The organism is Streptomyces sp. NPDC055287, from assembly GCF_053646035.1.
Genome location: NZ_JBSHNE010000043.1, coordinates 23,578 through 42,779 on the forward strand (window position 1 = coordinate 23,578; position 19,202 = coordinate 42,779).

17 protein-coding genes and 4 pseudogenes are annotated in these 19,202 nt (G+C 67.2%); 11 read left to right on the forward strand and 10 right to left on the reverse strand.

The genetic code is table 11. From position 1 onward, the window contains the following. The first annotated feature begins 62 nt into the window (after positions 1–62). From ACWIHY_RS34680 to ACWIHY_RS34700, 5 genes are all read left to right on the forward strand, one after another. Entirely contained in the window at positions 63–872 is an 810-nt protein-coding gene (locus ACWIHY_RS34680) for an NAD(P)H-binding protein (RefSeq protein WP_454380371.1), read from the forward strand. A gap of 37 nt (positions 873–909) precedes the next feature. Next, complete coding sequence (locus ACWIHY_RS34685; protein WP_454380372.1) at positions 910–1,164, forward strand: hypothetical protein; 255 nt, start codon at positions 910–912, stop codon at positions 1,162–1,164. Positions 1,165–1,302: 138 nt separating this feature from the next. After that, positions 1,303–1,551 carry a hypothetical protein gene (locus tag ACWIHY_RS34690; protein ID WP_454380373.1) on the forward strand — a complete coding sequence of 83 codons (249 nt, stop codon included), beginning with the start codon at positions 1,303–1,305 and terminating at the stop codon, positions 1,549–1,551. 67 nt (positions 1,552–1,618) lie between these two features. Further along, positions 1,619–2,200 (forward strand): hypothetical protein, encoded by a 582-nt coding sequence (locus ACWIHY_RS34695; RefSeq protein ID WP_454380374.1) that lies wholly within the window; start codon positions 1,619–1,621, stop codon positions 2,198–2,200. 259 nt (positions 2,201–2,459) lie between these two features. After that, positions 2,460–3,056, forward strand: coding sequence for a hypothetical protein (locus ACWIHY_RS34700; RefSeq protein ID WP_454380375.1), 597 nt, complete (start codon positions 2,460–2,462; stop codon positions 3,054–3,056). 412 nt (positions 3,057–3,468) lie between these two features. Here ACWIHY_RS34700 and ACWIHY_RS34705 read toward each other — a convergent pair whose 3' ends face one another. Further along, complete coding sequence (locus ACWIHY_RS34705) at positions 3,469–4,119, reverse strand: hypothetical protein (RefSeq protein ID WP_454380376.1); 651 nt, start codon at positions 4,117–4,119, stop codon at positions 3,469–3,471. Between ACWIHY_RS34705 and ACWIHY_RS34710 the strand changes: the two genes are divergently transcribed. Both ACWIHY_RS34710 and ACWIHY_RS34715 read left to right on the forward strand, forming a co-directional pair. Next, a complete protein-coding gene (locus ACWIHY_RS34710; RefSeq protein ID WP_454380377.1) occupies positions 4,118–4,396 on the forward strand; it encodes a hypothetical protein in 279 nt (92 codons plus the stop codon). The genes ACWIHY_RS34705 and ACWIHY_RS34710 overlap by 2 nt on opposite strands. 938 nt (positions 4,397–5,334) lie before the next feature. Then, a pseudogene (locus ACWIHY_RS34715) lies at positions 5,335–5,550 on the forward strand (transposase); the annotation flags it as partial. A 60-nt stretch (positions 5,551–5,610) separates the two neighbouring features. Here the strand turns inward: ACWIHY_RS34715 and ACWIHY_RS34720 are convergent. The 5 genes and pseudogenes from ACWIHY_RS34720 to ACWIHY_RS34740 form a co-directional block, all read right to left on the reverse strand. Then, positions 5,611–6,390, reverse strand: a pseudogene (locus ACWIHY_RS34720) (IS30 family transposase); the annotation flags it as partial. 68 nt (positions 6,391–6,458) lie between these two features. Beyond that, positions 6,459–7,304, reverse strand: coding sequence for a hypothetical protein (locus ACWIHY_RS34725; RefSeq protein WP_454380378.1), 846 nt, complete (start codon positions 7,302–7,304; stop codon positions 6,459–6,461). A 151-nt stretch (positions 7,305–7,455) separates the two neighbouring features. Next, complete coding sequence (locus ACWIHY_RS34730) at positions 7,456–7,620, reverse strand: hypothetical protein (RefSeq protein ID WP_454380379.1); 165 nt, start codon at positions 7,618–7,620, stop codon at positions 7,456–7,458. A 108-nt stretch (positions 7,621–7,728) separates the two neighbouring features. Next, complete coding sequence (locus tag ACWIHY_RS34735) at positions 7,729–8,280, reverse strand: hypothetical protein (RefSeq protein WP_454380380.1); 552 nt, start codon at positions 8,278–8,280, stop codon at positions 7,729–7,731. A 118-nt stretch (positions 8,281–8,398) separates the two neighbouring features. Then, complete coding sequence (locus ACWIHY_RS34740; protein WP_454380381.1) at positions 8,399–9,040, reverse strand: Crp/Fnr family transcriptional regulator; 642 nt, start codon at positions 9,038–9,040, stop codon at positions 8,399–8,401. Between the two features lie 177 nt (positions 9,041–9,217). On the opposite strand from ACWIHY_RS34740, the gene ACWIHY_RS34745 reads away from it, so the two are divergent. From ACWIHY_RS34745 to ACWIHY_RS34755, 3 genes and pseudogenes are all read left to right on the forward strand, one after another. After that, entirely contained in the window at positions 9,218–11,257 is a 2,040-nt protein-coding gene (locus ACWIHY_RS34745; RefSeq protein WP_454380382.1) for a CHAT domain-containing protein, read from the forward strand. Beyond that, positions 11,151–12,575, forward strand: coding sequence for a hypothetical protein (locus tag ACWIHY_RS34750; protein ID WP_454380383.1), 1,425 nt, complete (start codon positions 11,151–11,153; stop codon positions 12,573–12,575). Before ACWIHY_RS34745 ends, ACWIHY_RS34750 begins: the two co-directional genes overlap by 107 nt. Before the next feature lie 259 nt (positions 12,576–12,834). Continuing rightward, positions 12,835–13,032: pseudogene (locus ACWIHY_RS34755) on the forward strand (hypothetical protein); the annotation flags it as partial. A 618-nt stretch (positions 13,033–13,650) separates the two neighbouring features. Here the strand turns inward: ACWIHY_RS34755 and ACWIHY_RS34760 are convergent. Genes ACWIHY_RS34760 through ACWIHY_RS34775 form a run of 4 tightly spaced genes read right to left on the reverse strand, consistent with a single transcriptional unit; the run spans position 13,651 to position 18,294 of the window. Continuing rightward, positions 13,651–14,055 carry a hypothetical protein gene (locus tag ACWIHY_RS34760; RefSeq protein ID WP_454380384.1) on the reverse strand — a complete coding sequence of 135 codons (405 nt, stop codon included), beginning with the start codon at positions 14,053–14,055 and terminating at the stop codon, positions 13,651–13,653. Between the two features lie 53 nt (positions 14,056–14,108). Next, complete coding sequence (locus tag ACWIHY_RS34765) at positions 14,109–14,954, reverse strand: hypothetical protein (protein WP_454380385.1); 846 nt, start codon at positions 14,952–14,954, stop codon at positions 14,109–14,111. Between the two features lie 44 nt (positions 14,955–14,998). Next, entirely contained in the window at positions 14,999–16,144 is a 1,146-nt protein-coding gene (locus tag ACWIHY_RS34770) for a hypothetical protein (RefSeq protein ID WP_454380386.1), read from the reverse strand. Further along, complete coding sequence (locus ACWIHY_RS34775) at positions 16,141–18,294, reverse strand: hypothetical protein (RefSeq protein ID WP_454380387.1); 2,154 nt, start codon at positions 18,292–18,294, stop codon at positions 16,141–16,143. The genes ACWIHY_RS34770 and ACWIHY_RS34775 overlap by 4 nt, the downstream gene beginning before the upstream one ends. 427 nt (positions 18,295–18,721) lie before the next feature. Between ACWIHY_RS34775 and ACWIHY_RS34780 the strand changes: the two are divergent. Further along, a pseudogene (locus ACWIHY_RS34780) lies at positions 18,722–19,000 on the forward strand (helix-turn-helix domain-containing protein); the annotation flags it as partial. Between the last annotated feature and the right edge of the window lie 202 nt (positions 19,001–19,202).

Here is a 19,202-nt window from a genome sequence, read left to right on the forward strand (position 1 = left end):
GTGACGCAAGCCCGCAGGATGATCCTGGTTACAGAAGAGAACCTACCGGAAGGAAGATCCTGATGATCATGATTACTGGAGCGGCCGGCGCCTTGGGCGCGCTGATTGCCGAGCGGCTGGCTGACCGTGACGACACGGTCCTTGGAACGCGCGATCCTCAGCAGTTCCCGGCTGTGTTGCCTGTCCGCCGCATCGACTTCGACGATCGCAGCACCTTCATCAGGGGCTTCGACGCTGTGGATGTGCTGGTCCTGATCTCCGCGGGCCAGGGTGAGGACGACACCGTCATAGCCCGGCACGGCGCCGCCATCGATGCCGCCGAGAAGGCCGGTGTGGGGCATGTCGTCTATACGAGCCTGACCGCCGATGGCGATCACCTCCCTTACGCGCTGCCGCATCGCTGGACGGAGAGGCGGCTCCGGGAGAGCACCATGGGCTGGACGATCCTGCGCAACGGCCTCTACGCGGAGTTGCTGGCCGGGCTCGCCCCGTTGGAGGGCGGCCGGATCACTGCCCCGCTCGGTGAGGGCCGTCTGGCAGCCGTTGCGCGGGCTGACCTGGCCGACGCCGCGGTGCGGGTAACGGTGGATGCGCCCGCTCACGCAGGACGCATCTACGAACTCGTCGGCGAGCAGGCGATCGGCGGCGCCGACTTGGCCCGCGCACACGGACCGCACGTCACCTATGAGCCAGCGACACTCGCCCAGGCCCGCGCGCGCATCGCCGCCTCCGGCGCCGAACTGTTCCAGGTGCCGATGCTGGTGGGTACCTACTCCGCCATCGCTGCCGGATTCATGTCCCGAACCGGTGGTGACCTTCGTCAACTCCTGGGCCGGGAACCCCGATCCCCGCTCGCAGTAACCCTCGCATAGCCACAGAACACAGGCCCCGCGCAGCCAGGAAATTTCCATGCCCTGCGCAACCAAGGCGATGCTGACGGCGGTTGTGGTGGAACCTGCCGAGCCGGTGCGAGCGCGCCTTGGACGGCTGGCCGCGTCTGTGACCGCGCAGGTCAGGCAGGGTCTACGGGCGAAGATCGTCCTCGCGGCGGCCGGCGGCCTGGCCAACGTCGCCATCGCACGTGAGCTAGTGGTCAGCGTCGACACCGGGCCTCCGGGCGATGCGGCGCCGGGGTGCTCGGCCGCATTGATGGGCGTCGTGTGATGTGTACTGGGTGTGCGTCATCGGTTCTCACAGGCGCTGGGCTGGGGTGTGGCGGCATGGGGGTGTTGTTTTGCTGGTGGAGGCCGTTGTCGTCTCTCGGACTGGACCGCGCACCTGTCCGTTGTCCGCGATGCTGCCGTGCCGCTGCCCGAGCCGTTGGCCGCGCTCCTGGTCGAGCTGGCCGGGCAGCTGACCGCCACGGCCGCGGACGCGCTGTTGGCCGCGCTGCGCGCCGCCGGGGTGCTGGAGCGGATCGCCGCCCGGGTCGGCCGGGAGGCCGTCGGTGCGCTGCGCGACGACGCCATGTCCGCCGAAGCGGTGGCCACCGCGCTCGGCACCACCCGCTCCAAGGCCCTGGTCCTGCTCCTGACCCAGCAGGACGGGTAAGGGCTGTCGGGCGCCGAGCAGTATGTGTGAGACTCTCTCTGATTGATCACTCGGGGGGAGTTTCGCGTTGAACGCGCTGTTGAAGAGGGTGTGGATCGGGCTGGCCGCGACCTTGATCGTGAGTCTGGCCGCCGTGGTCCTGCCGGACCACATCCAGATAGACGACGACGGGCGCATCCACCTGGGCGCGCCCGCGCCCGCGCCGTCCCCGTCCACGGCGGCGCCCACACCGGAGTCCACGTCACCGCCCCTCACACGGGACGCCGTGGACGGAGTGATCCGGACAGCGGTCAGCGCGGCGGGCCTCGACCCGGCGCAGGGCCGCCCGACCGTCGCGGCCGACGCCAACTCGAACAGGACGGGCTGGATGGCCGTCCGCGAGAAGACCTCCGCACAGTCGGAGATGAACGCGATCTGCGCCGACCTGGAGCGCCAGGGCTGGACGCTGAACCCGAACGGCGACCGCCCCGACGCCTCCCGCAGCTACAAGCGCGGGGGCTGGTACCTGCTGGTGAGCACGCGCGGGAAGACCCAGGCGCCGTCCACCACCTCCGCCTTGACCGACTCGCAGACTTACCTGACCCTGACCGGGCTCCAGCTGAACCTTTCCGACATACCCCTCCCCGAGATCACCGTCCCCATCGGCTAACCCTTCGTACGACGCCTACGACCTGGCGCTCTACCGGGCCAGGGTGGCGGAGGACTCGATTGCCGAGGACGTCCGGATCGTCGAGGTCGGATCCGAGTAGGCGGCCGCGCCGGGCTCACTTCGCGGTGCTGGCCAGCAACCGGCGTTTCGAAAGTTGAGGACGCCTGCGGTTGCGGGCAGCGGGGCCGCGGGCCGTTCTACTGCCCGGCGGTGCATACGCGGAGCCCTACGGGCAATTATAGGAAACGGAGCAGACGTCGTGAGTGATGCAACCGGGTCGGTGCGCACATACCGCCTCTTCCACGGCAAGCGGCTCGCGATGGGACTCAGGGGCGAACCGGGGGTGCTCGTAAGCACCTCAACCCTGCCGCCGCTGCCAGGGGCTGCACCGGTCACGCATCCGTTCGCCACCGCGACGTTCCACGTGGCCGAATGCGAGGGCGAGCTCGGAGCGCTCCTGCGCGAGGCATCCGATCTCCATGCATTCCTCGACGCTGCCGAGCGTTCCGGCTACGCGGTCGAGGCGGTCGAGGACCGCACGGCACCATTGCCACCTGCCGCAGGCGGCAGCGACGCGGCATCCGAGGGCGTCGACCGGCTCATAGTGGTGGGCAGAGCGCACTTGACTCAGCTCAGGACCGACCCGGTGCTGAACGTCATCGAGCTGCCCGACGGGCTCGGCGTCTGCCTCGTGCACGCCGTACGCGGCGGAGGCAAGATCTACGTTGCACCCGACGAATCGGCGCTGTTCGCGCAGTCAGCGGTCGACTTCGAGACGGGCCTCGACGCGTTCCGCGACGGCGCCCGCACGCCGCTCGAGAAGTTCGACAACAACGGCAGCGGCACACAAGGGTGACGCCGCCGCCCTTACCCGCGCTCCGCCCCCCTTGACACTGAACACGGGTTGTGCTTGTCGGAGCCGAGGTGGTCGGTGATCCCGACCACCGATCGGACAGCGGCAGCCACTTCGTCAGCCGCTGAAGGATGCCCCCTCATCTGTCAGCCGAAGGTTCTCGGCCTGCAGCCCGCACCACCAACTCGTGGATCAACTGACCGTCAACCGTCAACCGTCAACCGTCTTCGGCTGCTTCGGCTCAGGCGTCTCGGCGGTCTCGGCCTCCGTCACGTGCTCACTGGACACCGATGAATCTTCCTGGATCAGGAATAAACCGAACACTCACGGCCACCCCGGAGGAGACTGTGGCGGAGGAGGAGAGCGGGGGGCGGCCCGTCCGCGTAGGCGGCGGGGCCTGCAGCCACAGGCGCGCTCAGCCCGTGAGGAAGGCGCCCTCGGAGCAGGGGCGGCAGACGAAGACGTAGCCCAACTGGCCGCCGAGGTTCATCGCGGTCTGCCGGTCGATCCCCTCCTCCAAGTGTGCCGCGAATTCCGTCGTGCCGGAGCAGGAGGGGCACCCGGGCAACCGGTCGTCGTCCAGGTAGGAGGGGCTGCCGCCGAGCGATCCGAGCACCTCGCGTTGCTTCCCGAACCGCTCGCCGGGCTCCCGCTTCCACCCTGAACGGGCGAGGTCGTATGCGTCGCGCGGGAGATCGTCGCCGTCATCCTCCTCGGGTTCGAGCGTCACGACCCGGGTCGTGATCGCCGACACTGCGGGCAGCCGCGTCACGCCCTTCTCGGGTACGGCCACCGGTACCAGTCCCGCGGGCGGGAAAAGAAGGACCCGATTCGCCCCGGAGGTCGCGTCCCACAGCTCGCAGGCGCCCGGATCGTTCTGGCACACGAACACCGACAGGACGCCGTACTCGACCGGCAGATGCGCGAAGAACTGCATCGGCCCTCCGCAGTAATCGCTGCACACCGGCCAGGTGAACCCCTCGGGGGCCAGCGGCACACCCCCGGTACGTGGCACGTCTGCATCGGGCGCGGCCGTGCCGTCGTAGATCATCAAAGTTGCCTGCATGGAGGAAGGCTACGGGCAGTCGGCAGCTCAGGATCCAGCATGCACAGTCAGTGCGCCGTCGCGGATCATCCCGATGTACCCCGAGGAGGGGGCACTCCACGAGCTCGGCGACGCCGGCGGCGGTAAACGGGTCAAGGACCGCGCGATGCTGATCCTCAGTCAGTTATCCGCGCTTGTGCACGGCCCGTGCGGCGATGGCGCAGGCGGACTTGCTCTGTGTGAGAAGGCCCTCGCGGACCTCGTTCAGCTCATCGACGCGCAGGAGCAATGCCGATGAGACGGCGTGGTCGATCGCGGAATGCTCCGAGGCGGGCACCCGGGCCGCCCTGGTGCCACCGGCGGAGGAAAGCCTGGTTCAATATAGCGAGCACGTCCGGCGGCAGGGCCGTGGCGGACCTGATGTGGCGGGCGGTCGTGGGATCCACGGGGCGTACCTCCTGTGTCGTGCGGACAGCGGTCAGGCTACGGTCCGGGTCGGACAGGGCTCCGACGGCTGGGGCAGCCCGCGTGACACGGACGTCACAGTGCCGTTGGACTGCACGCCCCCGAACCGGGCTCGTCCTCCTCGATCAGGAATCCGGGTGGTGGCGGCGGAGGCAACCGCGGTCCCTGCTCCAGAAGGCGGCGGAGGTGCGGTGGCACCGGAGCTTTGACAATCGGGCTTGCCGGACCACGCTCCGGGAAACAGGCCAGCATACCGCTGCTGACGTGTACCAACCCTATCTCCGGTGAGCCCCCCATGGGGGGCGCGTGTTCATACTCAGTCTCTTGTCCACAGCTAACGCAACGCATGTCTCACCTCTGCTCCTGGGCTGGGCACCGCAAAATCGTGGCTCCTTGGTCCGCCAGCGGCGGCTTGATGTTCCTGGGGCTCGCGCAGCCCCACTACTTGGTCGTCGACGTTCCCCGGGCGGTTCCACGGGCGGCGTCGCCGCCACCGGTGGACTGCACGCTGATGCCCCCGGTGGCGGTGTCCTCTCAGGGTTCAGCCCTCGTCGACGTACTTCCAGAAGACCGGCGAGTTCGGTCATCGAACACAGCGGAGACCGCCGCCGGCGTATGGGAAACTTGCATCTCGGAAGTGCCTTGCTGATCCAGCGTGCTGGAAGCCTGAAGAACTCCCATCATCGCAGGTCACGAGGCACTTCTGAAGCTTCCCCTTGATCTTGGACACCTGGAGACTGGGACGTGAGGTTCCAGAGGAAGTAGTGCCAGGTGGGAAGCAAGTACACGAAGCGGTACTCGGAGGAGTACAAGCGGGACGCCATCGCGCTCGTCAACTCCTCCGGCAGGACCGTGACCGAGGTCGCCAGGGAGCTCGGCGTCAGCCCGGAGAGTCTGCGCAACTGGGTCCGGCGCGAGCAGGCCGACCGCGGCGAAGGCACCCCGGGCGAGCTGACCAGCGCGGAGCGTGAGGAACTGCAGCAGCTGCGCAGGCAGAACCGCGAACAGCAGCAGACGATCGAGATCCTGAAAAAAGCGACCTTAGATTCAACAGGTCAAGGCAACGCTCTCGGCTGGTGTGCGGAATCCCAAGCACTTGCGCGGACGGTTGTTGAGCTTCGCCGCGATAGCGTCAAGATCGTCCTGGCTGAACGTCGACAGGTTTGTCCCCTTGGGCAGGTACTGGCGGAGCAGCTTGTTGGTGTTCTCGTTGGTGCCACGTTGCCAGGGGCTACGCGGGGCCGCGAAGAACACGTCGACACCGGTATCGGCGGTGAGTCGCTTGTGAGCTGCCAGTTCCATACCGCGATCCCAGGGCAGCGTGCCGTGTAGTCGGGAGTCCATGCGCGCGTAGGTCTCGGCGAGAGCAGGAACGACCACGGTGGTGTGACGGCTGGCGAGTTTCACGACGGTGAGGACGCGCGACTGCCGGTCGACCAATGTGGCGACCTGGCTATTGTTCGAGCCGATCACCAGATCGCCTTCCAGGTGCCCGGATTCGCTGCGGTCCTCCGCCGCCCGGGGCCGCTCCTCGATCGGTCGGGCATCGGTGATCTGTGAACGCCACTGGCCTTTCACCGTGTGGCGCTTGTTCTTCCGTATCGGGCGCCCAGTTCGAAGGCGCTTGCACAGCTCGCGGGGAACCACCTTCCAGCGGGTGGTGTAGATCGACCGGTAGATCGTCTCGTGGGTGATCTGCATCTGCGGGTCGTCCCCGTGATGCAGACGCAGGTGTCCGACGATCTGTTCGGGCGACCACTCCTCCTTCAGCAGGGTCAACACCGTCTGTCTCAACGCGGGTTTGCTGGCGAGCAGGCACTGCTTCGGGCGCCGGGCACGATCAAGCGCCCGTGCCGCCGGTCAGCCGACTGAGCGACCGACCGGCGCGGGGTATTTCAGCCCTGCAGCCAGTGGGCGATCGCCGCGGATATCTGCGACGCCTCGGGATCGGGCAGAAAGAGCCACTGCCCGCCAGGATTGAGATCAATGAAGTACGTGCCGCTCGCTGTCTCGATCCAGTCTTGGCTGGTGTACCTGACGGACATTGCCGCTGACAGATCGACTGCCCGTTGTTCGATGTCCGGTGCCTTCAACGGCCGCCACGAGGTGTGCGCGGCGGCGCTCCTGCGCCAGTCCAGGGGGATGTTTTCTGCCGGGATCTGGAAGGCCCAGGCTTCATCACGCACCGTCACGACCCGCAGATGCCGTACGGCCCTGACGCGTTCTTGCAAAATGAATGGTGCGCCCGCCAGGAGTCCTGCGACCGACGGGTCCTGCGCGTCCACGGGGGCCGCGAAGACGATCCGCGGATCGCCCTGCTCAAGCCAGTACTGCGGGGGCCCGAGGGGTTTGGCGATGAGATGTCCCGGCAGAGACGACATCTCGGACGCGTCGTTGGTGACCATCAGCGGCGGCACGTCGATACCTGCCCCAGTGGCGGTCCGGCATTGCACGATTTTGTTCTCGGCGGCGAGCAACGCGTCCAGGGACGTCAGCCACTCGCAGGCGGGGTTGCGCAGTAGCGACACCAGCAGCGTGCGCCACGCGCCCTGCACCGCGGCCTGCTTGCTTCCCCATCTCATCCCAACGTCCCAGTCGGCCGGCGCGGGCCGTCGGATCCAGCCGCGGTGGGCGTCCTCGAGGTGGGCGGCTCCGTGACCGTTCGTGGTCTCCACGCCGAGCCGAGTTGCGGAGACCACGAACGGGATGCGCTGGACACCGGCCGCGTCGAGGACGACCAACGGGCGGAGCGAGGAGATGCGATCCGCCACCTCACGTACGTGGGGATCGGATTCCTCACCGATGATCACCACTGGGGTGCGTGGGCCGGCGTGACCGTGGCCCGCAGCGCCGCAGGATTCGTTTACTGCCCGTGCCACAGCGCATGCCCCGTCAGCTGAAGGTGAACGGGTCATTGTCCGTTGTCTCGACCGACATGGTCGTCGTCCTGCCCGGAACGTCGGCAAAGTCGACGGCCTCGGCCATCGTGTCGTAGAGACTCGGGGGGAGCTGCCGCTCCCCGGTCACGGGTGCGTCATCGAGTCGATCGGCGTTCATATGGCTGCCTCTCTTTCCTTTTGATCCCGAGTTGTGCCGATGTGGTGCGAACGGAGCCGGATAGCGGCTGACCCCGTCGGAGGTGCAGCCGGGTTGCCTTGGCCGGGTCTATGCGGCCGTCAGCGACCCCGATCCGCCCTCCGTGCGGTCGTCGAAGATGTCGTCGGCGAAGACGAGCAGGGACGATCCGATCCCCTTGATGAAGGCGTAGTTCAGCGTTCCCCCCACGACAGCCCCCACGAGGGGAATGAGCCGGCCCACCACGCGGGCGCTCAGCCGCTTCAGCACCTCCTGCGCCACCTTGATGACCAGGTACTCCAGGCCCTTGGCACTGGCTTCCACGCCGACCGACAACGCGACGATCTTCATGAACTCCTCGAAGCTGACCGCGTACCGGCCGGTGCGGTGGTAGATCACCGCCAGGGTGACCTTGAACTGCTGGGCCACGGTGTTGGCGATGTCCGCCGGAATGCCCAGTGCCAGGGTCAGACCTCCGCCGGACCCGGCAGCGACACCCGTGGCCGCCGCCAGGCGGGCACAGTGGTCGATGTACCCATGGATGCCCCGCTTGTCGACCTCCTGCTTGATCTTGAAGGAGTCGAGGTTTCGATGGATGAACTCGAAGGAGCTACCCAGTGGTCCGAAATCTTCTGCGCCCATCAGCCCTCCCTGGCAGCGGCATTCGCAGGTTTTCTGATCGCTGCCATGAGGTTGCCGGTTCCTTGGGCTCGCCGTCTCCATCAAAAGACGGAATCGCGGCGACCCGGTGCGGTGGCGACTACGGCCTCCTGCTCCCCAGCTGCCGGATCGCGATGCAGTCGGGAATCTCCACCCACCGGTATCCCGTCCGGATCACACCGTCCTGGGCGAGCGTGCGCAGGGCACGGCTGACACTCACCTCGGCGGCTCCTATCAGCGTGGCCAACTCGTACTGCGTGAGCGCGACACGGCAGGGAGTGCGGCTGCCGTTCTCCTCGCACCACTCCGCCAGTACCCGGCACAGCCTCACCTGTACGGGTACGCCTGCGAAGTCGACCCGCCGCCGTGTGGCGGCCCGCAGCCGCTCGACGACCTGCCGACTGACGGCGGCCAATGCCAGTGGGTGCCGGTGCAGGAAATCCCGGAACTCCTGCTGGGAAATGGCCTGGACTTTTGCAGCACCGACAGCCGTCACCGTGGCCACGCGAGGCCGCCCGTCGAGTGCCGCCATCTCTCCGACCAGATCGCCGCTGTGGCGTACTGCCAGCAGCGCCGACCGGCCGTCCGCGGTCGTGGCACTGACCTTGACGGACGCGTCGACGAGCAGGATCGCATGTGTGGTGCTGTCCCCTTCCGCCAGCAATTGCTGCCCGTCCGCATAGCGGCGCCGGGAGCCGAGGGTGAGCAGAGCATCTCCGGTTCTGGCGGGAAGTGCGTACATCAGACTGTTAGATGGCCACGGTCCACGCCGGCTAGATGTGCTGGAGCTCGACAAGGCCAACGCCCCCTCTCGTTACCGCCCGTAGGCTGCATCCCTTCGACTACGCTATGACAGGACTTCGGTACAATCGGACACTTCTGCCGTACTGCAGATCGTCCAGCCGCCAGGGGAGGGATTGTGGACGACGGTGTGGCCGACCGTGCCTCTCGACTCCTGCAGCACGGCGCCGAACTGATGGGCCGGGATGTGCTGATCGAGGCGGAGATCGCGCTTCGCAAAGCTGCCGGCCTGTTTCCCGTGGAGGACCTCCGACGGTCCACCTGTCTGGAGAAGCTGGGCAAGGTCCGCGTTGCCCGCGGCAAGCTCGAACAAGCCGCCGCCTCCTTCCGATCTTCCTTCCTCGTGGTGGCCGCCAACGCGTATCGCGATTACACGGGCTCGCTGGAGGTGCGGCGTATTGCCGCGTCCTGGCTCGGCGAAGCGGTAAGCCTGTCTGTGTCCTTGGCGCTGATGGCGTCCAACCCGAAGATCACCGCTTCGGCCATGCGGCAGGTCATGACCTGGAAAGCGATCACGGCTGCACTCACCAAAGTCGAACCGCCGCGAGCTGGCCCGCTGTTTCCCCGTCTGTCGGAGACCTGGAGCCGGCTGCCGGCCGATGGCGTCCTTCTCGAGTTCTTGCGCTACGCGCCTCACGACTTCACCGCTCCGCTGGAATCGGCGGGGCAACTGCCCGACAGGTACGCCTGCTTCGCCCTCGGAGGCGGGGCCTACGACCGGCGGGTCACCCTCGTCGACGTCGGGCCCGCCAAAGAGATCGACGACTGCGTTGCAGACGTGCGGGAGGAAATGTCCGGTCTGGCCTCCTATCACGGCGGTTGCGTCTCCATGCCCGTCGCGGAGATGCGTCGCCTGTTCGAAGCCGAGGACGACGGGTCCGACGGGCCACCCGTGACCGCACAGATGCAGGTGACCTACAGCCGCTCGCATCAGCTCATCGAGCACACGGTCGCCATCGACGCCGTCTCGTTCCGGCAGCTGATGTGGGACCTCAGCAACGGCACGAGTACGTTTCCGCAGGAGCAGTTGCATCGCCTGTACGGACTGCAGGCATCGGTCGGCAAGGCCGAAGACTGCGACCCTTCCCATCCCCCGGAACCGCCCTCCAACGTGAGGGGTCGGGCATCACGTGCTCTGGCCGCAGCCGTACTCGAGCCTCTGCGCCCCCTCGTGTCCCGGGCTCGCCGAGTCATCATCGCTCCCGATTCCGAACTGTGGCTGGCACCGTTCGCCGCTCTGCCCAATGCCGACGGCAGCCCATGGCTGACCGATGCCACCCTCACCTTCGTCAACCACGGTCTGGAACCGACTACGGACGACTCGCTGACGGTCGGCACCGGGGATCCCCTGGTCGTCGCGGACCCGGACTTTGGCGCACCGGACGGCAAACGGAAACGGACAGTCTTCGCGCCGCTTCCTCACGCCCGCGAGGAGGGGAAGATCGTGGCATCACTCCTCGGAGTCGGCGTCACGACGGGCCTCGACGCCACCGACCTGTTGCTGCGCAATGTCCGATCGCCGCGGGTTCTGCATCTGGCCACCCACGCCTTCGCCGTCCGCCATCGGGAAGTCTCCAGTAGGGGCCTCGAGGTCAACCACCTCGGCCGATTCCGCGGATTCGAGCTCCTCACGCACTCGGAAAAGCCGTGGCATCGCTGCGGAGTGGCGTTGGCCAACGCGGCGCTTTGGGAATCCGGGGGTGAGGGCCTGCCGAAACCGGGTGACGGCCTGCTCCTAGGATCCGACATCGCCGGACTCTCCCTGAAAGATACGGCTCTGGTCGTACTCAGCGCATGCGAGACCGGTCTCGGCGAGGTCCGGGCGGGCGATGTGCCCTGGTCGGCTGGTCATGCCTTCCGCCAGGCCGGAGCCAGAGTCGTCGTCATGAGCCTGTGGCGCGTTCCGGACGGAACAACCCGGACGGTGATCCAGGAGTTCTACCGCCGTCTCGCTGCCGGCGCCTCGCCAGCGCACGCGCTTCAGCAAGCGCAGAGGAAGGCTTGGTCGGAAGGACTACACCCTCGGCACTGGGCCGCGTTCGTCTGTCTCGGTGTTCCTGCGCACACACTTCGCCCCTTCGCCCTTGTACCGTCCCAGCACCGTCACTGCCGTGGAGTGGCCAGACGCCGGAGGGGGTTGCGTGGACCACGTGGCTGAGGTGAACCTTGTCCTCGTCGACGACAGCAGCCGTTCCTTCGACACGGCTCCCCAAGAGGTCGACATCGGCGCCGTCAAGTTTCAGGGCTGGCAGATCCATGCCGTCACGCCGGTGCCCGCGGATTTCCGCGACCATGACGTCTACGTCATCAAAGTGAACACCGACCTGGTCCTACGTCCCTTCGCCTCACCGCCACAGTGGATGGAGTTCGGGTTCACATTCGAGGACAGCGGAGTGTACGTAACCGACATGGTGCCGAGGGCCGTCGGCCTGCCCGAGCCCGCCCGCAGTTACGCAGTGACCAGACATCTCGCCTTCATCGCCAATCCCGACGCCATCTCCCGGACCGGCTGCTCTGGGGACATGGTGATGAACGACCTTGTCGTTCCGGCGCTCACACCGACCATCGAGGCGCTCGGAATCGGCAGCACCTCAGTGCGGTGGCGCCACACAGGAGACACCCACGGCGTCCCCGTTGGCTCGCGCAGCGGCTGGCTCCTACTGCTGGTCCCGTCCGGCCTGCGTGAACTGAAAGTACGGTCCGATGCCGCCTACGCACTGACACCGTTCCAAGACATGGGGTTCTCGCCGAAGGGCAGACCCGCAGCGTTCGTCGTCCAACTTCCCCTCGGCAAGCCCCCCGAACCCCGTCCGGCCTCGGCTGACTTCACTGGCCGGCGTCAGATCAGGCTCGGCTTCGCCCTCGACGTCGAGGGCTACAGCACTCGCTCCGGCCCTCTGCAGAACGAGGTACAGGACCGGGTGGCCCAACTCGTCCGCCAAGTGCTGCACGAGGCCGGCGTTTCCGATGAGCGGACAGACGTCCAGCCCACAGGTGACGGCATGAACGTGGTCCTGCCTGCCGAAATGGACTGCGTCGATCTCCTTCCCCGGCTGATGACTGGCGTGGCCGGGCATCTGGCCAGGGACAACAGCGGTCACTCGGACAGAATCCGATGCCGTATGGCGTGCGACATCGGGCCCGTCGTTCGTTCGGCGCTTGGCTTCTCCGGCCCCACGGTGGTGAGGTTCTGTCGCCTGGTAGACAGCCGACAGCTACGGGATGCTCTGGAGAACGACGAGAAAGCCGACCTCGTCGTGGCCATTTCCGACTGGCTGTACGACAACGTCTTCCGCCCCGGATATGCAACCGCCGACCGCAGTCCCCTCGACGACCGCGCCCTCCGCGACGGCACCCCTGTTGAAGGCCCCTTCGACGAAAGAGCCTTCACGCAAGTCCTCGCCGTGGCCAAGGGCTACCAAGCCACCGCATGGCTGTGGAGCGTAGATTCCGCCCGAAAAGTCCTCACGGACTAATCCCCAACGGGGTCGGACTCCTCGCCTCGGAAGCCTCCACAGTCGACTGTAAAGCGACTGTGCGACGCAAATGTCGGGGTCCCCTCGCCCGAAGAGGTCGTTTCCAGCGTGTGCTACCGCAGCGCCAATGCGCTCAGACGGCCCGGTGTTGCGGACACATATATCGCTCCGCCGCCTCACGGACTGCGCCGGCTGCGGATCGCTGCGGACAGCCCGTCCCGGCTCCTGGCGCACCGCCTAGCCCGGCCCCTGCCGGGCCTGCGGCAACCGCATCGACTGGTACACCCGCACGACCACCGCTCCATCAGCCTCCGCCGGCAGAACTCCACACGGCCACCGTCCCCCGCCGGCTACTGCCGGCACGTGGAAGCCGGCATCGCCCACCCGGCAGCGACGGCACCGCTGGTGCCGCATCACGCACCTCGCGCTCTGCCCGCGCGGCGAGACTCCGGAATGAACTCACCCTCCGCTACCGAACTGCGCCGCGGCCTCGCCCTGCGCACGCGGCGCCTGCTCGACTCCGGCACGTTCACCCCGCCGCCGACCCGCCGCCCCCGCCGGACTCGGCGGCCTGGCAGACCGGCCCGGCCCGTGGTGCAGATCCTCTACGGCCGCTACCTTACCGCCCAGCCCGTCGAGGACGTCCGGAGCATCGCCCAGCCCCGACGGTGGGAGCGCTGCCCCACCTCGTCCTCGCGCGGGGCCTTCAGCCGGCCGCTGGACACAGGTGCCCGCCACCGCGGCCCGCGGACAGCTCGCCCTGCCCGCAGCCGACATGGCCATCCACAACCTCAGCTCCCTGCCGTATGCGCAACAGCTGCGCTGGCGCGCCCAGCGCTGCTCCGCTACCAGGGATGCCGCGACCCGCAGTGCTCCCGGCACGGCGAAGCAAGCCACCAGGCCGGGCGGATCCGGGTGGCCGGCCACTGCGACTGAGAAAACTTCTCGGCCAGGCAGCGGCCAGGATGAGCCCAGACCCCACACGACGCGCAAACCGGCGAGAGGGGCCAACGCCGTGGCCGGAAGCGGTGAGGCTCTCGACGCGAAGCCCAGCGGTCGGCTAGCTGACGCACGGTCAGTGGTTCTCGTTCCGAACTGCCTGCTTCAAGCCGGGCACTATCTGTTCGATCGTGGTGTAGCTCGTGGTGCAGCCGGGCTCGTCGGTGAAAACGAGTCGGTTGTCTTCCCTCATCGGCTTGACCCCGTACGCCTCGTACACCGTCTCGCCGTTCAACGACACGGCGAAGTCCAGGTCCACCACCTTGGCGAATTCGTAACGGGCTGTTTCCACCAAAAACCGGGCCCGTCTCACGGCCAGTCGGGCGAACAGAAGGGCCCGGATGGGGCGGCCACTCCACGGCTCGGACGCCAAGAATTCGGCGCGGAAGGCCAACAGGACACCAGGCTCCAGCCACTCGCCCTGGTACGAGGCTCTTGAGTCGAAATGCAGACGCTGCAGCGCCCCAAGGCCGACGGACAACCGCAACGGAAACCTAGAACCGAATGATTTCCCCTTGAGCAGGAACGGGTTGGTCAGATCCAGCCGCTGGCGAGCAGGGACAGACCCAGAAGCAGCAGGATGACGGCGGTCACCGCTGTGGGAACTGTCGCTGCCCGCCACCGGGCTTTTGGGACGCTGTTCACGACCTCCGGACGCAGCTCCGGAAGCGCCTCGGCCCGCATCGCGGAGTCGCCGACCATGCCGCCTTCGACGAGTACGGCCAGCGGCCCACCTCCCGGCGGCAACGTGGTGATGTCCTCCGCGCAGGAGACCAGATTGAGCAGATGCGCCTCCCCGTTCTTGCCGGACAGCAGCGAGGCCAGCCGAACCAAGAAGGCAGCGTCGGCGCCAGGCGCCGTTCGGCCGGCGATCCAGCGCTCCCCCAGACGGGCGGGGACGTCGGTGTCCTGCACGGGCGGGACGGGATTCAGGGATGCCAGCGCGGTCGCGAGCCTGCCGGTGAGCTCCTTGCGCTCGGCGGCGAGCTCCGAGGGGCGGGCGGCCAGCAGCCGGTCCACCTCAGTGCTGGAACAGATACCGTCCAGGAGCTCGGACAGCGCCCCGCGGCCCTCCGGGTGACCGGCGATGTCGTCCAGCCAGCGGGACGCGAGCGCCAGCACCGCGGCTCGGTCCTGCCCGGCCTCCACTGCACCCCCCGGGCCGGGGGAGGAGCCCTCGAGGACCAGGGTGTAGAAAATGAGGGTTCCCACGGAGTCGGTCCGGGTGGAGGGGACCCCACTGATCAGCACTCGCCAGCGACCGTTCGACGAGATGGCGAGCAGGCAGGGTCGCTCGGTGGCGGTGTACTCCGAGTATGGGTCCCACCAGCGGCTTTCGGGTGCGGGGCCGAGGAAGCCGTAGTCCAGCCTGCGGGGCACGCCCCGGGTTCGAAGACAAATCTGCACGGTAGTCCCTTCGGCGGTCAGCTCAGATGGTGCAGACGGGGCCCGCTCTCCCGAGTGGCCAGGGCGGTGAGCACGTCGAAGAGCGACTGGGTGGTGCGCTGCGACTCGGTGAACAGCAGGGCGTCGCTGTCGGCGGCGCGCTTGCGACGGTCGCGTTCGCCGTTGAAGCTCAGCCACAGGTCACGGAAGAAGCCCTCCCTCACCTCCGCATAGCTTCGGGAGTGCAGGGCAACGGTCTGCCGTGTTGCCGTCGTCCGCTCGCTCTGCGTCCGCGCGGTGTCGACCAGTTGCCGGCACAGCAGGGTGATGAGGTCGTCCAGTCCCTTCCGGACAATCTGGCCCGGCGGCCGGACCCGGTACTTGGGCACGAGGATCTCGCCGCCGGGAGATGCCTGGGCGTGGAGCCAGCGTGCCGAGACCAGCTCCACACAGCCGAAGGTGTCGATCGGGAGGTAGCGGATCGCCGCGTGCGGGGCCGCCTCACGGACCGTCTTGAGCACTTCGCTGAACTGATCGACCACCTTCTCCCGCAGCGCGCCCGCTTGATCCTGGAGACTGCCGCTGTCCGACAGGTACGTCTCGCACTTGACCGGGCAGAACACGATCATGGCCGGCTCACCCGCCAGCTCCCGCCGGTTCTTCGCCCATCTGAGAACGGCCTGGTTGATCTGGAATACTGACAGGTGAGAGGTGAGCAGATGCGCGTGGTCGTCACCGGCGTCCATGAGCAGCACTGAGTCGATCGGGAGGATAAGCACGGAACTGTCGGCGAGGAACGCTTCGCACTCGGACCACTTCTGCTCGTCCTCGGTGCCTTCGCCGGCCCCTTCCAGCCATGCGCCCGGATAGTCGAGGATGTTGAACCGGATCTGCAGGCCTTGTCCCCGCGCTTCGAGCAACAGCCGGAACCAGGAGGGATCGCTGGTACTGGGAACCAGGCCGGGCTGGAACACACGGGCCTTGAGCGCTCCGGAGACCAGGTTGTAGGCGGCGGCCAGCCGATGAGCGGTGGGCCGGTCCGCGGTGAGCAGGTGTACCGAGGAGTCCCGGGCCAGCAGTTGCTGGCCCTCGGTAAGCAGACTGGCGATCAGTGTGCTCTTGCCCACACGGCTGGGGGCCAGCAGCCCGATCTTGTACTCGAAGACCGAGCGGTCGTCCGTCACAGCTGCTCCTCCTCGACGATGCTGGAGATGTCCTGCGCAACGCGAACCACGCGCGCGAAGCGGCTATTGGCCTCGTCGATCCCCTGGAACTCCTCCGGCCACAGGTCGTTGCGGTACGAACGGACGAACCGCCGGAATTCCTGGACCGAGGTGCCGGATCGGATCAGGGTGTCTTCGAACTGCTCTACCAGCGCGTGAATGACGGCTGCAGGAACCGCGGCTTCCTGCGACAGCGACTTCTGGATCCGAAAAGCCGCCTGCTCGGCGAGACCGCCGAACAGCTCGTACAGGTCCTCGGCGCCCTCTTCGGTCAAAGCGACCGCCACCTGCTGCATCTGCTCACCGGTTTCCGGGTGGCTGACCTGGAGATTCAGCGGGGCAAGATCGGGGCGTACCCGGGGGTAGAGCAGAGTGCGGTACTCCAGCCGTACATCCAGCAGGCTGTTGACCGCGGAAGCCAGACCCGGGCAGGGCTGGGAAGAGCGGGCGAACAGTTCGGCCAGCTCGGCGAGAACCTCGCGGCCGGGACCCGCGACAGGGCAGGCGGTGGTGCCATCGGAGCCGGAGACACCGTCCGCCTGCCTGCCCTTGTCAAGCTGGAACAGCGCCCCGCACTCGGCCTCGAATACCGCGGCCGTACGGTCCCAGGCAGAGGTGAGCCGCGCCGTGAAGAAGTCGTCCAGCGCCGAGAACCGGCGGCTGATCTCGACCCGGATCCTGCTGAACTCCGGCCCCGCGAACGCCGCCGAGTGACCTTCGGTGACCATGCAGGTCAGCGCCTCCTCCCGCCATGCGTCCGCGCCCTTTCCGAAGCCGTCCTCGATCCATGTGAGTACGCCCTCATAGGCCTTCCCAACGGCCTCCCCGAAGCCCGAATCCACCATGGAACCGTGCGCCTCCGCCGCCAGCTCCGCCGCCAGCCTGCGCAGTCGCCCGGCGATACCGCTGCGCAGCTGCGCAGCCTTGGCGTCGTTGACTTCCTCCGGCACTCCAGCCCGCCGTGCCACCTGGTCGAGCGCCCGGCGCAGATCGGTGAGCTGCAGGCGCGTACGGTCACGCACAGCCGCGGCTTGGGTCCGGGTGCCGGCGAGCACCTCGGAATCCATAACCGGAAGCCCCTCCGCCATCCGCTTCAGTAGAGGACTGAGCAGCTCCCTGCCGACCCGCTCCGGGTCACGTACATCGGTCTCGAACACGGTGAAGAAGCGGTCCGGCTCACCGCCGTTGACATTGCGCAGCAGGTCGCCGCGGAGGTTCTCTGCGAGATGGGGCTTGTCCGGATCGACGTTGTGCACGAGGTAGGTGAATTCTCCGGTGCTACGCACGAACCCTCGTACCTCGTCCAGAAGGCTGAGCCCGGCGGTGTCCGTCTCGTCGAAGAACGAGGAGGTGTCGGAGGAACGCTTGACCACCAGCACCGCGTCGACCTCGTTGCGCAGCCCCGCCACATGCCGCCGGTCGGCATCGGCGGCCACCTCGCCCAGGCCCGGCAGGTCCACGATGCCGATCCCGGCCACGTCCTCGTGCGGAAAGGCGCACTCGATGCGGGCCTCGCGCACGGCGGCATAGGCACGCCCCACCCGCCCAGCCCCCTCGGTAATCTCCTCATGGGTCGGATAGGCCACGAACCGCCGCACCTGTTCCAGCGGCACCGTCTTGACCCCGCCGGTCAGCAGCGGCTCGTAAGACTCCAACGCACCATGCAGTTCACGCAGCCGGGTCAGCAACAGACGATCCCGGGTTTCCGGCAAGGCTTCCGGGTAGACCCAGCGGCCGAATTCGGCGATCGTACGCGGCGCAGAGGCGAGACCGAGCGCCACATGCAGCGGAGAGACCACCTCGGTGAGGAAACTCTCCGGGCTGTGCATCTCCAACTCAGCCCGTCGTACTGCAGGTGAGTGGAAGATGCGGCTGCGGACCGCGGTGACCGGGATGCCGTGACCGGTCGGAATCTGGTTGTCGTCGAGGCCTGAGACTGACTGCAGCAGGGTGCTCTTGCCCATGCGCGCCGCGCCGCTCACACCGATGTTGACTGTTGTCCGGGTGAAGCGGGAAGCGATCACTCTGAATGAGTCCGCTGCTTCCGCCACAGCCAGCCGGGTCTCTGGAAGATGAGGAAGTGTCAGGGCCGCTGTCAGTTCGGCGTCCATGGTGCTGTGCACCCGCAGATCGGCGAGTGCGCCCTCCAGCTCCTCCAGGCGCTCGCCGAGCGTGCGCCAGCGCGCACTCTCGCGCTCCACCTCGGGTAACTGCCGCAGCCTGGCCCGCAGCAGGGCGTCGATGAGCATCGATACTTCTGACATGTACCCCCCAGTCGCACAGTGGCGTCACTCGTCCCCGTGCATACGGATCCGGTACGCCACTCCCCGTCTCCCAGGCAACGTACCGGCGCAAACACGCCTCCGTCCGTTGTTCTGCAATTACCGCCCGAAACGGAAGAACTGCACTGGCCCAGCCTCCACAATCGGCACTTTGGAACAGCATGTGTCGACGACGCCTGAAAAGCGGACCAGTGGCGACGCTTGAAAGTTGACCCTATCCAGGGGTCTGGCTCGTTGAGTCAGGCCGGGAGGAGTGCTGATCAGCGTGGAGGACTGGGCGGAAATCCGTCGGCTTCACCGGGCCGAGCAGATGCCGGTTCGGGCGATCGCGAGGAGGCTGGGGATCGCGAAAAACACCGTCCGCAGGGCGATCGCGGACGACGCGCCGCCGAAGGGCTCGATCGTGGACGCGGTTAAGCCGCAGATACGTGAACTGCTGGAGCAATGTCATGAGATGCCGGCGACGGTGAACGCCGAGCGGATCGGCTGGGACCGCAGGCTGACCGTGCTCAAGGGCCAGGTCAGGGACCTGCGGAGAGCCGGAGGCCGGGACACTGTTCACCGGCTGGGGCGGCGAACTGGCCACCTGTCGCAAGTTCGCCCCTACTCACCGGTGCGGTCAACTTAGGTTGACGATTGAATGGGAGGTCAACTAAGGTTGACTCATGACTGGAGTTGATATTTCGTCGATCACCGAGAACGCCGATCCCGTCGAAGCACTGCGCGAGGCAGCCGCG

What these genes read in the sequence shown, in the direction of transcription:
- ACWIHY_RS34685 (WP_454380372.1), top strand. Translation starts at nt 910, where the DNA reads ATGCCCTGCGCAACCAAGGCGATGCTGACGGCGGTTGTGGTGGAACCT.
- ACWIHY_RS34775 (WP_454380387.1), bottom strand. Translation starts at nt 18,294, where the DNA reads ATGGACGCCGAACTGACAGCGGCCCTGACACTTCCTCATCTTCCAGAG.
- ACWIHY_RS34730 (WP_454380379.1), bottom strand. Translation starts at nt 7,620, where the DNA reads ATGAACGCCGATCGACTCGATGACGCACCCGTGACCGGGGAGCGGCAG.
- ACWIHY_RS34680 (WP_454380371.1), top strand. Translation starts at nt 63, where the DNA reads ATGATCATGATTACTGGAGCGGCCGGCGCCTTGGGCGCGCTGATTGCC.
- ACWIHY_RS34740 (WP_454380381.1), bottom strand. Translation starts at nt 9,040, where the DNA reads ATGTACGCACTTCCCGCCAGAACCGGAGATGCTCTGCTCACCCTCGGC.
- ACWIHY_RS34710 (WP_454380377.1), top strand. Translation starts at nt 4,118, where the DNA reads ATGGAGGAAGGCTACGGGCAGTCGGCAGCTCAGGATCCAGCATGCACA.
- ACWIHY_RS34735 (WP_454380380.1), bottom strand. Translation starts at nt 8,280, where the DNA reads ATGGGCGCAGAAGATTTCGGACCACTGGGTAGCTCCTTCGAGTTCATC.
- ACWIHY_RS34705 (WP_454380376.1), bottom strand. Translation starts at nt 4,119, where the DNA reads ATGCAGGCAACTTTGATGATCTACGACGGCACGGCCGCGCCCGATGCA.